This is a genomic window from Mesorhizobium sp. P2_C7, assembly GCF_056404515.1.
Window position 1 is genome coordinate 1 of the sequence record NZ_JBFUDW010000032.1, and the last position, 16,031, is coordinate 16,031.

The 16,031-nt window shown below is 61.9% G+C and carries 9 protein-coding genes and 2 pseudogenes; 9 read left to right on the forward strand and 2 right to left on the reverse strand.

What is annotated here, in order from left to right; genetic code table 11:
* Nucleotides 1-232: pseudogene (locus AC1D2G_RS34055) on the forward strand (alcohol dehydrogenase); the annotation flags it as partial.
* 446 nt (nucleotides 233-678) lie between these two features.
* Here AC1D2G_RS34055 and AC1D2G_RS34060 read toward each other — a convergent pair.
* On the reverse strand, nucleotides 679-1,857 hold the full coding sequence (locus AC1D2G_RS34060; RefSeq protein ID WP_436260286.1) for an OmpP1/FadL family transporter: 1,179 nt from the start codon (nucleotides 1,855-1,857) through the stop codon (nucleotides 679-681).
* Nucleotides 1,858-2,506: 649 nt separating this feature from the next.
* Nucleotides 2,507-3,547, reverse strand: a complete 1,041-nt coding sequence (locus AC1D2G_RS34065; protein WP_477419564.1) for an AraC family transcriptional regulator — start codon at nucleotides 3,545-3,547, stop codon at nucleotides 2,507-2,509.
* Nucleotides 3,548-3,947: 400 nt separating this feature from the next.
* Between AC1D2G_RS34065 and AC1D2G_RS34070 the strand changes: the two genes are divergently transcribed.
* The 8 genes and pseudogenes from AC1D2G_RS34070 to AC1D2G_RS34105 all read left to right on the forward strand — a co-directional run.
* The gene (locus tag AC1D2G_RS34070) at nucleotides 3,948-5,090 is read left to right on the forward strand and encodes an MFS transporter (protein WP_477419566.1); all 1,143 of its coding nucleotides are present in this window, start codon (nucleotides 3,948-3,950) and stop codon (nucleotides 5,088-5,090) included.
* Nucleotides 5,091-5,157: 67 nt separating this feature from the next.
* Nucleotides 5,158-8,427 carry a bifunctional cytochrome P450/NADPH--P450 reductase gene (locus AC1D2G_RS34075; protein ID WP_477419568.1) on the forward strand — a complete coding sequence of 1,090 codons (3,270 nt, stop codon included), beginning with the start codon at nucleotides 5,158-5,160 and terminating at the stop codon, nucleotides 8,425-8,427.
* Nucleotides 8,428-8,459: 32 nt separating this feature from the next.
* A complete protein-coding gene (locus AC1D2G_RS34080; protein WP_477419570.1) occupies nucleotides 8,460-10,043 on the forward strand; it encodes a flavin-containing monooxygenase in 1,584 nt (527 codons plus the stop codon).
* Nucleotides 10,036-10,938, forward strand: a complete 903-nt coding sequence (locus AC1D2G_RS34085) for an SDR family NAD(P)-dependent oxidoreductase (RefSeq protein WP_477419572.1) — start codon at nucleotides 10,036-10,038, stop codon at nucleotides 10,936-10,938. Before AC1D2G_RS34080 ends, AC1D2G_RS34085 begins: the two co-directional genes overlap by 8 nt.
* Nucleotides 10,935-11,879: an alpha/beta hydrolase gene (locus AC1D2G_RS34090; RefSeq protein WP_477419574.1), complete on the forward strand. Its 945-nt coding sequence runs from the start codon at nucleotides 10,935-10,937 to the stop codon at nucleotides 11,877-11,879. The genes AC1D2G_RS34085 and AC1D2G_RS34090 overlap by 4 nt, the downstream gene beginning before the upstream one ends.
* Nucleotides 11,880-12,354: 475 nt before the next feature.
* Complete coding sequence (locus tag AC1D2G_RS34095; RefSeq protein ID WP_436260292.1) at nucleotides 12,355-14,118, forward strand: acyl-CoA dehydrogenase C-terminal domain-containing protein; 1,764 nt, start codon at nucleotides 12,355-12,357, stop codon at nucleotides 14,116-14,118.
* Between the two features lie 28 nt (nucleotides 14,119-14,146).
* Nucleotides 14,147-15,799 carry a long-chain-fatty-acid--CoA ligase gene (locus tag AC1D2G_RS34100; protein WP_477419576.1) on the forward strand — a complete coding sequence of 551 codons (1,653 nt, stop codon included), beginning with the start codon at nucleotides 14,147-14,149 and terminating at the stop codon, nucleotides 15,797-15,799.
* A 62-nt stretch (nucleotides 15,800-15,861) separates the two neighbouring features.
* Nucleotides 15,862-16,031, forward strand: a pseudogene (locus AC1D2G_RS34105) (alcohol dehydrogenase); the annotation flags it as partial.

Here is a 16,031-nt window from a genome sequence, read left to right on the forward strand (position 1 = left end):
CAGGGCACAGGTGCCGATGGATCAGGTGATCGCCTTCGAGCTCGAAATCCTCGGCAGCCTGGGCATGCAGGCCTACCGCTATCCGGCGATCATGGCGATGATTGGCAGCGGCAAGCTGAAGCCCGAACTTCTGGTCAGCAAGAGGCTCAGCCTCGAAGAGGCTCCGGCCGCCCTGATGGCCATGGGCGGCTTCGAAGGCATCGGCATCGGCGTGGTGACCACGTTCCAGTAGCCGCCCTCAAGCCCCCCAGCCTGGTGGTTTCCTGCATCGCAAGACACTGCGCACCAACGACGCAAGCGCGCCACTGCGAGGGTAAACGACGATCATCAGCTTTGATCCTGTCGGGGGCAGCAGCGTCCTGTCGCCTCGGGGGTTTCTCTGACTCCAGCAACGGAGAACGTTGGTTCGCGATCATCCCAATGAATATAGGACGGTGGGTCGCCTGTTCGCTCGGCCTCGATAACTAATTTAGCTGGCACATACCGGCTTAGCCCGGGTGAGGCCAGCTGTCCTGCAGGCGACGGCCATTCGATAGGCCACGCTGCGTTTCCTGGTCGAGATTGACACGCTTGTTCAAATAGCAAGCCATGGCTCTCATTCAAGCGTGTCATCCATCCTTGTCCAGCATCGCGCCCACCGCGCCACCTTATCGCGACCCAGTCGGGTAGAGACAGACGCTAGAATTGCAACGAATACGACAATCCGACACCCACGGCCAAATCGGCGCCCGCGGTCGCGTCGTAGGTGGCACCGTTGTCGACTGACTGCGCTCCTGCTTCCAGATAAGACAGGGCTGTTCCAAGACCAAAGGTGCCGATCTGGGTCTTGTATTGCGCTCCGACACCAAGGGTCCAACTATCGGTGGTGATGTCCGCACCCGAGCCTACGCCCTTATCCCAGGTCACGTTGACAGTGCCAGCAAGCTTGTCGGTGAAGTCGTGCCCCACTCCAATCTGGACGGTATAGCCATCCGAGTAATTGAAGATCTTGTTGGCTGTACCCAGCCCAATCACGTCATAGCTGAAGTGCTGCAGAACACTCCAGTCTGTCCATTCTACGGACCCGTAGATCAGCCAGCCGGGGGCAACCCCTGTCTGTGCGTTGATCTTGAGCGACTGCGGCAGCGTGCCTGCACCGTTCGCGGGTAGATTGCTCGTTATCCCATTGTCGATCGCCAACTGAGAGGGCGTGTACGTGCCATCCCCTTCATGTTTGATTTCCGAGCGATACATAATCTGGAGCCGCATCGCGTATTCCGGGATATCGTAAGCGACGCCTATTCTGTAGCCGAGCGCTCCACCATCTTTCAAATGGACCGAGCCGATCCAAGTGTTTTCCTTGTAATCGAATGTCTCGATGAACGCGCCGCCTAGCAAATAGAAATTCCCCGGGCCGGCCGCAAAGCGAACTCCGCAAGTTGCACCGTATTCGTCCGCGGAGAACTTCATTTTGGACGTGGGATTTGGGAACGGATCTCCGTTGCCGGCCGCCGTGAGATATTCGGCGACCTGCGCTTGATCGCTGTAGGTCGCGGAAGCGCCGAATGGCTGCGTGTAGGTGAGCGCACAGGAAAGGGGCGACCAGAACCTGAAGCCGACGGAAGCCTGAGGGACGACAAAGGGGTCGGAATATGCGCCTTCCTGCACGGGTTGGCCCATCAGCGATGCAAAGCTACGGCCCGGATTGACGTATATCAGTTGCGAATCCACGGTGAAACGTTCGTCGCTGAAGAGGACGTCCGTGTTGGCTTGGCCGCGGGAAAATCCACCTGCGGAAGCTGGCATTATCGCTGGCAGCAGGAAAGCACCGGCCAGAAATATTGATCGAGGTACCCTCCGGACGAACATTGCGTACATCTCTTCTCCGTTCCCCTTCATGTTGCATTGTGTTCATGCAATTTGCAGACCTGCTGGCGCCTTACCGGATCGCCAAGGAAGCGCCGCGAGCCCGAATACACGATTGCGTTGACGACCCCTGGCGCGCGTTGGCAAGCTGGCGTGAGAAATTAGCCAGTGAAGAGCATCTCGGTGTGACGACTGGCGCTTGTGAGGCGGCGCCCTCCCCGACCATTTTCCGCGCGAACTCCGCGAGGCGGAGGCCACCCCTATTCTCGTTAGACGGCGATCAGTCCCCGTGATCCACCAACCCAACACTCCACCACGATATGTGGCTGTCTCGACCGAACAATGGGGGATTTGGCCAAAGGAGTGTCATTGTCGGCCAAATAGCTGGTTTGAGGACACCCACAGCCGTCGCGATTAAGCCGTGTTTGTGCCCGGCTTGGCTTCTGCCCAGCCGGCACGCTCCGCCGGCTGGGCGATGCAAGTTCCCGTCATCGCCCTCGACTTTTGAGAAGCCGCGCATCGCAGGTGTCCGAAAACGAGGTATCCAAGTGCGACCCTCACCTCACCCTGCCCGGCCTCGCAAGATCGGAGGGCAACAATGGTTGGAGCCGAGATAGTCGTCCGCGCTCCCTCGACGCAGGTCTTCTTGCCGCCAGGGACTCTATCGCGGCCAGGTTTCCGACATATCCGCCCGCAACAAACCTGGTGTTGTGCCCGTCCAGCGGCGAAAGGCCCGGCGAAAATTATGAGGATCCGAGAAGCCCACGATGAACGCTATCTGCTCGACTGACATTTGCGGATTGGCGAGCAGCTCCAACGCCCGGTTCTTGCGAACGGCATCGAGCAGTGCTTGGAAGGAGACGCCGCTTTCTGCCAGGCGCCGACGCAGCGTTCTCTGGCCGACGCCGAGTTCGCAGGCAATCTTAGTGATGTTGCTGCGCTCGTTCAGATTTTGCCTCAGCGCGCGCTCCACCGATTCGGTGATCTCCGCCGCCTCGCGCAAACGGGCGCGGTTGTAAGCTATGAATTCGAGGAGCTGACGATGCGTGAACGGGTCCGCCGTGAGCAGGGGCTGCTTGTACCACATGGGATCGTAAAGAAAGGCGTTCTCCATCTGGCCGAAACGAATTTCGCATCCGAAGAGCCGCCGGTACACGTCCGCATGTGCGGGAGGTGGATAAGTAACATCGATCCTAAGGGGTTTGAAACCCTCGCCGACCAGGCCGACCGCGATGCCCAGGAAGCTCGCAAAGGCTTCCTCGACTAAGAACGTGTAGATTTCGGGGTCGTGGAAACGAGTTGATGCGGTGACGACGATACCTTCCTTTGTGGTTCGCGTGTCAAAGTCGAGCATGCTGCCGCTATCTCTTTGCAGCTGAAGTGCGAGTTCGACGGCCTCGCCCACCGTGGCCGAAGTCAGCATGGCATAGCCGATCAAGCCAGCGGATGTGATCTTCTCGCGACTTCCCGTTTCCAACCCGAGCGCCTGGCCTTTGGCCATTTGAGTTGCACGCAGGATGGCTTCCCGTCCTTGCCGGTAGGACACCCGACAGCCCGGGTCCTCCAGGTCCTTGACCGCTATTCCCAATCCAACGAGCATCCGGGAGGGATCCAGTCTGAATTCAGACAAAGTCGCGACCAGGCTGCGGATCAGAAACGCAGGAATGTTTGCCGTAACATATCGCGTATCGACGGATTTCATCTAAACCTCCTCCCCCTACGGCACCTGTTGGCGATTGCCGCCAAGAACGCCCCTCTGCCGCCGTCCCCTTTGCCCCTCCAGGCAGCTGCCGAATGGCCGCGTATTGTCTCCATCTTCAACTGAGGAATTTACAATCCGCAGGGACGTTGGAGTGCCCGAGCCCAGCTTGGCTTGGTGGCACCTCATTTGACCGACAGCAGATTTGAGACGTGTCGTGCCGTCAAGCCGTCGCGTGAACATGCCGACGATTTGGCCGGAAAAGACCCCAAACCGGCCCCAAACATCCCTTGCTGGCTACTCCTTCACTTCTATCCTTCGCGGGGTCAGCAGCCGAAGAAGCTGCGAGGAACGAGAAGAACAGACCGGCGCCAATGCGCCGGAGCTGCGTTGGGAGGCGATAGTGTGGTGGATCCTAGGACTTAGCGCCGCTTATGCCCTTGCCCTGAACGGCACGATGGTGATGCCCGTCGTTGTCCTTTCGATGAGCAAGCTGGCTGGCTATGATGAAGGGTTGGCCACGGTGGTCGCTAGTGCCGAACTGGCGGGCATTGGCTTTTACGGACTGTTTCTTCCAAAGCTGGCGGTTCGATCATGGCGTTGCGTCGCAGTGGCCGGCGTGCTTGCGGTGCTTGTCGGAGAGGCGGCAAGTTTCTGGTTGCAATCGCCGCTGACGCTTGCGGGGGCTCGCTTTGTCGCAGGCCTCGGCGAAGGCGCCATCTTCAGCCTCGTCGCCATGAGCCTTGCTTCGCTTGCCGATGCCGAGCGGCTCTGGGGAGCCCTCAACCTGATCAGCGGGGTGGCGTTGGGCATCCTGCTCTTTATCGTATCCATGATCCCGCACCAGGAAACAGGGGCGCCAGTCTTTCTCGTCCTTGCTGCGTTTACCGCGATGATGGCGCCATTCCTGCTGTTGATATCGAAACGTTCGGCGGTGAAGACGGCGGCCACGCATCAATCCAGACTCGATAGCGGCAAGATGCGGCTGACCATGCTGATCGTCTTTCTCGTCTACGCCGTGCAGGCCGGGCAATGGGTGGTTTGCGGCTATGTCGGCGAGCGGGTGGGCCTGAGCGGTCCGCAAGTCGGCCTGTATCTCGCGGTGGCGTCATTGGCGGGATTTTTAGGCGCCATCGTCCCGATGACCACCCACGACAAGGCGAAGCGACTCACCTTCGTACTTGTTGGCTTTCTGGTCATGGCCGTATCGATCTATTTTCTTTTCAACGTCTTCACCCCATCGGTCTTTGTGATCGCACAGGTGTTCGTGAATGTCGGCTTCTACATCGTCACCCCGTTCGTGACCGGTATTCTGACTGAGAACGATCCGGATGGCTCCTTGATGTCGCGTATCCTGGTGATCGCCATCGTGGGAGCGACGATCGGCACCGCGGTCGCCGGCCCGATCTTCGTGACGGCGGGACCTTCGATCTTCGCCTGGTCTTTCCTGCTGCCGCTTGCCATTGCGGCCGTGTTTGCGACGCTGGTCTTTGGGCATTTGCACCGCTGCTTACCGGGAACGCTTACCGCAAAGATCGCCGAATGAGTGGTCGGTCGGGAACAATTCCGACATCTGCAACGCATACCGCGTCGTTAGCGGAAAGGGTTCAAGCGTGACATCGGTCCCGATTCTGAATGGCACGGCACAGGAGATCGTTGTGGGCAGGAGCAAGCCAGGCACCCCAGCGCCGCAGATCCCCGAGCGAAAGAGCCTTCCTTTTGTGGGCCACGCCTTGAGCATTCCCGGCGGCGGACGCCTGATGGACTTCCTTCTGGCCGAAGCCGAGGAACAGGGCGCGATATTCCGATTGCGCATTTTCGGCAACGAGATGATCCTGGCCTCCGGGTCGGACCTGGTTGCCGAATTGTCCGACACCGACCGCTTCGTCAAAAGCGTTCATACAGATCTTGTGCGGCTCCGCGATATTGGCGGCGACGGCCTGTTCACTGCCTACAACGAAGAACCAAACTGGCGTAAGGCGCACAACATCCTTATGCCTGCGTTTACCCGCGAGGCGATGCGCGGCTATCACGCGATGATGGTGTCCGCGGCACGTAGCCTGGTCGGTTACTGGGATCAACGGGCTCGCAACAAGCATCCAGTCGATGTGCCGCGGGACATGACCCGTCTTACGTTCGACACCATCGGGATGTGCGGGTTCGGCTACGAATTCGATTCTTTTGGCAGGGACGATCTCCACCCTTTCGTCGCTTCAATGGTCCGCGCCCTCACCCACGCCCAGGAAGCGAGCGAGCTGCCGGATTTTGTGAGCCGGCTGCGGTTCAAGCGGAATCGCGCCTACAAGCGCGATATTGCGTCGATGCGGGGGCTCATCGCCTCGCTTATCGAGCGACGGCGCGCGGAAGGCGCGACCCGCACGGATGATTTGCTCGGCCGCATGCTCAACATTTCCGACCCAGGCACCGGGCAACCGCTTGACGATGCAAACATCCACAATCAGGTCATAACGTTCCTCATTGCCGGTCACGAGACCACCGGCGCCGCGCTTTCCTTCGCACTCTATTACCTTGCAAAGCATCCGGCCGTGCTTGCGCGGGCGCAGCGGGAGGTCGATACGCTGTGGGGTGCCGATGACGATATCAGCCCTAGCTACGAGGATGTCGGCAAGCTCACCTATATTAGGCAAATCCTCGACGAAGCGCTGAGGCTCTGGCCTACTGCTCCTGGATACGCGGTCACCCCTGTCGAGGAAACCGTCGTGGCGGGACGCTACGCCTTCCGCCCTGGCGACTCGATCCAGATCTTCATCCCGTCACTGCACCGACAGCCGGAATGGGGTGGCAACGTCCACAGCTTCGACCCTGACAGGTTTAGTCCCGAGGCCACGGCGGCCCGCCCCGGACACATCTACAAACCATTCGGAAACGGTGAACGCGCCTGCATCGGACGGCAATTCGCGCTCCATGAGGCAATTCTGGTGCTGGGCATGCTGGTGCACAGATTCCACCTCAACGACCGCACCAATTACAAGTTGAACATAGGCATGACGCTAACGATCAAGCCTGACGGTTTCATGCTATATCCGGAGCCAAGGAAGCCGAGCGAGCGCCGAGTCGAACGCGTGGCCAGTCCGGTCCTTGCGCCTCGGCCAACCACCGTGGCGGCTAGCCACACATTCCCAAGGCTCGCCGTGTTCCATGGCTCGAACCTTGGCACATCGGCCGGTGTAGCGCGAGAACTCGCGGCCGCCGCCTCGGATCACGGACACAGTGCTTCTGTCGCGCCACTCAACGATGCGGTCGGCAAGCTCAACGACCTGGCCACCAGCACCCTGCTGGTGATCGTGGTTTCTTCCTACAACGGCCGTCCCACCGATGATGCCGACAGGTTCGTCAACTGGGCCGAGGCCTTGCAACCCGGCTCGCTCGAAGGCCTGTCCTTTGCGATCCTCGGTATTGGCGACCGCTCGTACTCCGCGACTTACCAGCGCATTCCGTCGCTGATCGATGAGCGGCTCTGCGCCGCCGGGGCGACACGCATCGGGGACCGGGGCGAGGCGGATGTCGGGGGAGACTTCAGCTCCAGCGTGGACTCCTGGTCGCAAAACCTGTGGGACTCTATCAAAACCGGGGACGGCGACCGCGCGGCGGATGACGCGGCAACTGCCGGTCAAGCCGCTCTCCAGATCGCCCTCGAACCGGTAGAGAGCAGCGAGGCGGAACGGGCCAGACAGCATGGCATGGCCGCCATGACCGTGGTTGATTCGGGCGAGCTGGTCGACCTCGCCAACCCCCTCGGGCGATCCAAGCGCTTTCTGCGGCTGCGTCTGCCCGACGGTGTCAGCTATCGCACCGGTGATCACCTTGCGGTGCTGCCGAGGAACCACAATGAACTCATCGAGCGCGTCGGCGCCCGGTTCGCTCTCGATCTGGATCGTCCGGTGCGTGTTCGCGCCTCCCGGAGACTGCGGCTCTTCTTGCCTCAGGAGCGCCCCATTACCATTCGTGAGATATTGCGCGACTACGTCGAATTGCAGGAACCCGCGACCCCTGAGGATCTCCGCTTCCTTGCCGAACGCTGCCCATGCCCGCCCGAGCGCAAGCCACTGGAGGACTTAGCTGGCCTGGAAGCCGCCGAGTTCGAACGGACGATCACGGCGGTCAGCACTAGCGTTCTCGACCTGCTGGAGCGCTACCGTTCGATCGATCTTCCTTTCGAGCATTTCCTGGCACGGTTGTCTGCGATCAGGCCCAGGCGATACTCGATCTCATCGTCGAACGTAGCCACACCCTCGGCGGTGGACCTCATGGTTTCGGTGGTCGATGCCCCCTACCGCAACGCCGGAAACGGACAGGGACGGCGGTACCGCGGCATCGCATCAAATCACCTCGCTCTCCTGATCGCCGGTGAAACCGTCCTGGCCCGGATCGTCCCATGCAGCGACAGCTTCCGCCTGCCGGTCGATCGCACGGCGATCCTCATCGGCGCCGGCACGGGTCTGGCGCCCCTGCGCGGGATGATCGGGGATCGCGCCGCCCATGGCCACGCAGCGCCTCTGGTTCTCTATTTCGGCTGCGATCACCCCGACGTCGATTTTCTTCACCGTCAAGAGCTGGAGAAGGCTGAACGCGAGGGGGTCGTCACGCTACGGCCGGCGTACGCCTTCGCCCCTGTCGACGACCACAAGTTCGTCCAGGATCGCATGATCTCGGAGCGCACCGAAATCTGGTCCCTGATCAATCAGGGCGCACATATCCGGGTGTGCGGTGACGCCGCGCGGCTCGGCGCGGGGGTGGAGGCGGCACTTCTCGACATCCACCGTCAGTGCTCTGGCGAAACTGAAAACGGCCCCAGCGATCCAGCGACGCAGTGGCTGGGCAAGCTGCGTTCCGAAGGACGGTTTGTGTGCGACGTCTGGTGAGAGCCGACCAATTTCCCGTGAAAGGACCCGCTGTGTTGGACATTTCTGCCTCGTCAAGCCACCCCACTGCGCAGCCGATCGATGACGTGCTCGACGTCGTGATCGTGGGTGCCGGATTGTCCGGAATCGGCGCCGCCTGCCACCTCATGCGTCAGCGGCCGAACAGCACCTTTACGCTGCTCGAGTCGCGCGCCGATCTGGGCGGCACCTGGGATCTCTTCCGTTATCCCGGGGTTCGATCCGACTCCGATATGTTTACGCTCGGCTACTCGTTTCGTCCCTGGCGTGACCGCCGCGTCATCGCCGACGGTCCGTCGATTCTAAACTACCTAAGGGACACCGCGGTCGAGTACGGCGTTGATCAGCGCATCCGCTACGGCCACCGAGTCGTCGGTGCCGCATGGGACGGCACCCGGGCCTGCTGGATCGTCACAGTGGAGAAAGCGTTGCCGGATGGCAGCGCCACCACGACTGTGCGGATCAGCTGCCGATGGTTGTCGGTCTGCTCGGGATACTATCGCTACGATCAAGGACACCGTCCGCACTTCGAGGGTGAGGAAACTTTTCGCGGCGAGATCATATCACCACAATCCTGGCCGGAGGACCTCGACTGGACTGACAAGCGTGTCACGGTGATCGGCAGTGGGGCAACGGCGGTAACCCTGGTTCCGACGCTCGCGCAAAAAGCCAAGCACGTCACCATGCTGCAACGCACACCCACATATATCGTTTCATTGCCCGCCGAGGACTCACTGGTCCGGCGGCTTGAGCGGATCTCGGCTCCAGATGCGTGGATCAGCCGGATCATGTTTTGGAAGAACGTCCTATCCAACATATTGTCCTATGAGATGGCTCGACGTTTTCCCCGCCTGTCCCGGCGGCTCATCCGCAAGGAGATCGACCGCGAGCTAGGCAAGCACGTCGAGGTGGAGAAGCACTTCAACCCGCCATACAACCCCTGGGATCAACGGGTGTGCGTGGTTCCTGACGGTGACTTGTTCGAAGCAATCCGCAACGGCACAGCCGAGGTCGTAACCGACACGATCGCTCGCTTTGTTCCCAACGGGATCGAAACCAGCAGCGGGCACTTCATCGAGTCCGAGATTGTCGTGGCGGCAACAGGACTACAGATGATTCCGCTCGGCGGAATGACCCTGTCCGTCGACGGCCAGCCAGTGTCACTGCCCGATAGCGTCGTCTACAAGGGCATGATGCTGTCGCAGGTCCCCAATTTCAATCTGGTGATCGGCTACACGAACAACTCATGGACGCTGAAGGCCGATCTGGTCAGCGAGAGCATTGCTCGTTTGATCGCTCATCTCGACAAACATGGCTATGATTTCGTCATGCCGCGTGCACCGGAAGGCGTCGGCGGTGTCCCATTCGTTGACCTGCATTCCAGCTATGTCCAGCGCGGGATCGCTGGCTTCCCGAAGCAGGGTAACCGCAAACCATGGCGGCTGCACCAGAACTACCTTTTTGACCTGAAGCTCTTTCGCAGCGATTTCGAGGGCGACCCCGCCCTTGAGTTTCGCCGTAGCCCGGTGGCGACCGGATCTCCGAGCCTTCCCGTGACCAGTTCTCTGTCCGACCGCAAAGGAGCCTCCTATGCATGACTTCGATTTTTCCGGAACCGCCATTGTCACCGGCGCCGCCGGCGGCATTGGCCGTGCCCTTGTCACTCAGCTTGCCGATCGAGGTTGCGACGTGGTTCTTGTCGACCGTGACGAGAAGGGCCTGAACTCTGCCCTTGCTGAGCTCCGTTCCAAATATCCCCGAGCTCAGTGCAGCTCATACGTCGCCGATCTGACCAGCAGCGAGCAGGTGCACACGCTCGGTCTAACTCTCAGCCAGAACCATCCCGACACCCGCCTTCTCGTGAACAACGCCGGCGTGGCGCTCAGCGGGGTGTTCGAGCAGTACTCCAAAGAGGATTTCGACTGGCTTCTCGCTGTCAACCTTCTGGCGCCGATTGACCTGGTCCGGGCTTTGTTGCCGGTACTGCGCCGCAACAAGGGCTCGCACATAGTAAACGTATCGAGTGTCTTCGGGCTTGTCGCTCCCGCCGGCAACGTCGCCTATGCGACAAGCAAATTCGGCATCCGCGGGTTCACCGAGGCCCTGCGGGCCGAACTCGCACCCTCCAAAATCGGCGTCACCTGCGTTCATCCGGGCGGCATCAAGACCAACATCTCGCTGGCCGCGCGCATCGGCTCCGAGATGACGCCGGAACAGCGGGCCAAAGCCGAGAGGGACAATGTGGAATTCGACAAAGTTCTCACCATTGCCCCGGAAGTGGCCGCCGGAGCGATCATCGATGGCATTGCCCGCCGGCGCCCGCGTGTGCTGATCGGGGCGAGTGCGAAGATACCCGACGTCGTTGCGCGGCTATTCCCCTCGCACTATCACGGCGTGGTAGACGGGCTGGAAGCAGCGCTCGGCTGGTTGTCCTCGCTCGCCGGGAAGCGCGGCACGTCCGCCGCGCCGGCCGTGAAGCGGGTGGCACGATGAGCGGCGCAGATCGCCCCGCGCCCGCGGCAGATCTTGCTTTGCTGCTGGCTGAACTCGATCCAACAGACCGGACCGCTATTTCGCCTGGCCAGCAGCGTGCCGAATACGCAGGGTTTGTCGAAATGTTCCGCGGCGAAGAACCGGCCTTCCCAGGCAGGGTCACCGACGAAGTGATCGAGACGGGGCCGGACAAGCATTCGGTGCCGGTCCGGCGCTACCGGCCGGATCACGAAGCCCACCCAGGGCACGTCCTGGTTTACTTTCACGGCGGCGGCTGGGTGCTGGGCAGCGCTGACACCCACGATCGGCTTACGCGCGCGATCGCCGACCGCCTGCGCCTGCATGTTATTTCGGTGAATTACCGGCTCGCACCAGAGCACCCGTTCCCGGCCGCTTTCGACGATTGTGAACGGGTCGTCGCGCACGCAGCACAAGACGCGACGTGGTTGGCCGTGGGCGGGGACAGCGCCGGCGGCAACCTTGCCGCCGCGATCAGCGCCCACCGGGCGGCCGGCGGCAATCCCGTCGACGCCCAGGTCCTTATCTATCCAGGGCTCAAGGTCCCCAACGGCGATACAAGTCTGGACGGGCTCGGCCTGGATCGCAGCGACATAGACTATTTCTGGTCCGCGTATCGCGGCGACCACACGCCCGATGCCCTGCTTGCCCCGCTGCTTGCGCCGGATCCCATAGACGCGCCCCCCACATTGGTGACTACGGCAGGTTGTGACCCGCTTCGGCCTGACGGCGTTGAATACGCCCAAAGGCTCATCGCCGCCGGTATATCGACCGTGTATCTTCCGTTCCCCGGCCTGATACATGGATGGCTGGAGCTGGCAGAACAGGTTCCGAGCGCGGCGCGCGCGCGCGAAACATTGCTCGATGCGATCGGGGAACTGCACAGGAGCACCTCAGCGGCGCAACCGCGTAGGCTTTCATGACCGCCCTGGCTGACATCTGGTCCGGCCCGACGGCGAGCTGCCGTTGCTGCACTGAGCTCATCGCCGACGGCCGGTCCCCAGTTGGGCGTTCCGACAGCATTCATTTAGGCGTTGTCGGCCATCCAGGCCGCCAGCGGACCGCCTCTTGCGTGCGCGATCCTCCCTGATCGCGTAAGGCGAGGCGTCGGCGCTTGCGAGTGGGCCTAGGCCCTGTGAGGCTTGGCGCCTCGGCTTCGCAAGTCACCGAAGGCGGGGCGCTGGCGGGCGCCCCGCCGCCGACGGCATCGTGGGAGCTGCGCTTCCCGCTTCTGACAAGTCGACTGTGCCCTTATCGGGCTGAACTCGCTTACGCCGGACGAGGTGGTCGCGCTGGAAGGCGAGACCTTCGTCGACTTGCCGGCAAGCATCAACGTTGACCGCTTTAGTTGCGGTTGACGACGGGCAAGCCGGTAGGCAACCGAACAGGAAGGCACCCATGGCCGGCTATATCCCTCCCGTTGAGGACATGTCGTTCTTGCTCGGCGAAGTCTTCGACTTCGACGCACAAATGACCGCCCTTCCCGGCTGCGACGACGTCAACACGGAACTGGCGACCCGCATCCTGGAAGAAGGCGGCAAGTTCTGCGCCGAGATCCTGGAGCCGCTCAACCGAGGCGGTGACGAAGAGGGATGCAAGCTGTCGAATGGAATGGTGACGACGCCTAAGGGCGTCGCCGACGCCTACAAGGCCTTTGTCGAGGCCGGCTGGGGCGGCCTTTCCGGCAGCCCGGAATTTGGCGGACAGGGTCTGCCGCGCGTGCTGCAGATACTGCTGGACGAGATGGTATCGTCGGCAAATCTCTCCTTCGGCCTGTTCCCGGGGCTTACGCGTGGCGCGGTGGAGGCGATTTCCCATCATGCGAGCGACGAGCTCAAGCAGAAATATCTGCCCAAGATGGTCACCGGCGAATGGACGGGCGCCATGGCGCTCACCGAATCCCGCGCGGGCACCGATCTCGGCCTGCTCACCACCCGCGCCGAGCCGGTAGGGGACGGCTCCTATTCCATCAGCGGTTCGAAGATCTTCATTTCATCGGGGGATCAGGATTTTGGCGGCAACATCATCCATCTGGTGCTCGCCCGCCTGCCCGACATGCCAAAAGGAGTGAAAGGCATCAGCCTGTTCCTATCGCCCAAGTTCCTCGTCGATGCGGACGGCAGGCTGGGCGAACGCAACCGCATGTCGGTCGGATCGCTGGAGCATAAGATGGGGATCCACGCGCAGCCGACCTGCGTGATGAATTATGACGGCGCGATCGGCTGGCTGGTCGGCGAGCGCGGCCGCGGCCTCAACGCCATGTTCACGATGATGAACGCCGAGCGGCTGTTCGTCGGCATGCAGGGCCTTGGAGTCGGCGAGGCCGCCAACCAGAAGGCCGTTGCCTATGCTCGCGAGCGCCTGCAGGGTCGTTCCGCCGACGGTGAGCGCGGCCCTGTTGCGATCATCGAGCATGCCGACGTGCGCAAGATGCTCCTGGAGGGCCGCTCCATCACCGAGGCCGGGCGCGCGCTCGCCGTCTGGATCGCGCTGCAGATGGACATCGCCGCCAGCCATCCGGACGCCGAGACGCGCCGCAAGGCGGAAGGCCTCGTGGCCCTGCTGACACCAGTGGTGAAGGCGGCTTTCACCGATTTCGGCTTCGAGATCGCGGTCCTGTCGCAGCAGGTGTTCGGCGGGCACGGCTATATCCGTGAATGGGGTATGGAACAGTACGTGCGAGACGTTCGCATCGCTCAGCTTTATGAGGGCACCAATGGCGTGCAGGCCATGGATCTGGTGGGCCGCAAGCTGCCGATGGAAAACGGTGAACTGCCTCTGCGCTTCCTTGCGCTTGTGCGCGAGGAACTGTCGCAAATCAACGGACCCGCCTGGCTCGACACCGTGAAGTCCACCGTCGTCGATAGCCTTGCCCGGCTGGAGAAACTGACGGAAGACCTGTTGGCCAAGGGCGCCGATCCGGTGGAGGCCGGGGCGTGCGCTACCGACTACCTTCGCTTCTTCGCGCTGGTGGCGTTCGGCTGGCTGTGGGTGCGCATGGCACAGACGGCCGCGGCTTGCGCGACGACGCCGCACAAACAGCGCAAGCTTGCCCTCGCCCGCTTCTTTGCGGCTCGCCTGCTGCCGCAGACCGTCGCACTCGAGGCGGCGATCCGCGCCGGTGCTTCAGACATCATGGCGCTCGACGCCGACCTGTTCTGATTGAACCATTGTCCGGGAGGAAAAGACCATGCTTGGCCTGATGATGAATACACCCCTGCTCGTGTCCTCCATCCTGCGTCATGCGGCGACCTATCACTGCGACACGGAAATCGTTTCGAAAACGGTCGAGGGCCCGATCCATCGCTACACCTATGCTGATCTTTCGAAGCGTAGTCAGAAGCTTGCCAACGCGCTGGCAAAGCTCGGACTGTCGCGCGGAGATCGGGTCGGAACGCTGGCCTGTAACGGCTACCGGCATCTTGAGCTCTATTACGGCATTTCCGGATCGGGGCTCGTGTGTCACACGATCAACCCGCGGCTCTTCCACGAGCAGATCGGCTACATCATCGAACATGCCGGTGACCGCCTGCTCTTCTGTGACCTCAATTTCCTTCCGATCCTCGAAGCGCTGGCCGACCGGCTGGTCGGCATGAAGGCGATTGTCGTCTTGACCGACGCGGCACATATGCCGAAATCGGCGGCGCTGCCGAACCTGGTTTGCTACGAAACCCTCATCGCGGACGAGCCGGACGAGTTTGCCTGGCCGGTTTTCGACGAGAACACGGCTTGTGGCCTTTGCTACACGTCCGGGACCACCGGCGACCCCAAGGGCGTGCTCTACAGCCACCGCTCCACCGTGCTGCATGCCATGGCGATCAGCTTGCCGGACGTGCTGAGCCTTTCAGCCATGGATGCCGTGGTGCCGGTTGTGCCGATGTTCCACGTCAATGCCTGGGGCCTGCCCTTCGCGGCCCCGATGGTCGGCGCCAAGCTCGTGATGGCGGGACCAAACCTCGATGCCGCCAGCCTGCATGGCCTGTTCGAAAGCGAGAGCGTGACGTTCACCGCCGGTGTGCCCACCGTTTGGCTCGGCCTGCTCGACTGGATGGACGTCAATGGCCAGAAGTTCTCAACGTTGAAGCGCGTCGCCATCGGCGGCTCCGCTTCGCCCCCGATCATGATCAGCCGCTTCCAGGGCATGGGCGTCATGGTGCGCCATGCTTGGGGCATGACGGAAACAAGCCCCGTCGGCCTTGCCGCGACGCTGCTGCCCAAGCATCAACGCCTGTCGGAAAAGCAGAAACTCACACTGGAGTCCAAGCAGGGACGGCCGCTGTTCGGGGTGGAGTTCCGCATCGAGGGCAGCGACGGCAAGCCGGCGGCGCGTGACGGAAAAGGCTACGGCGCCATGCTTGTGCGCGGCCCCTGGGTCGCGGCCGGCTACTACGACATGGAACAGAGCCCAGCTCATACGGTGGAGGGCTGGTTCGACACCGGCGACGTCGTGACCATGGACGAGGACGGTTTTGTTCAGATTGTCGACCGCACCAAGGACGTTGTGAAATCCGGCGGCGAATGGATCAGCTCGATCGAATTGGAAAACATCGCTCAGGCCCATCCCGCGATCAGGGAAGCGGCCGTAGTCGCGACGCCCGATGCCCGCTGGGGCGAGCGCCCGGTCCTGGTCGTCGTCGTCAAGCCCGGCCAGACGTTCACCCGCGACGACATGCTGGATGGCTATGCCGGCAAAATCTCCAAATGGAGTATTCCCGACGACGTCATCGTCGTCGACCAACTGCCTCATACCGCAACGGGCAAGCTGCTCAAGACCGCCATTCGCCAAATCGTATCCGACGAATACGCCAGGCGTTTGCCCGACGACGCGGCACTGGTGGACTGACTTCCAAGACGTATAGCCCCTGCCCGCCCCGCGCTCCCGGAAGCCCTCAGAAGGACCTTGATATGAAAGCTGTCGTCTTCGAACAGTTCGGCCAGGCGCCGACGATCCAGACCGTCGCCGATCCGAAGCCGACGCCCGAAGGGGTCGTCATCAAGGTCGAGGCGACGGGCCTTTGCCGCAGCGACTGGCATGGCTGGATGGGCCATGATGAGGGCATCACACTGCCGCATGT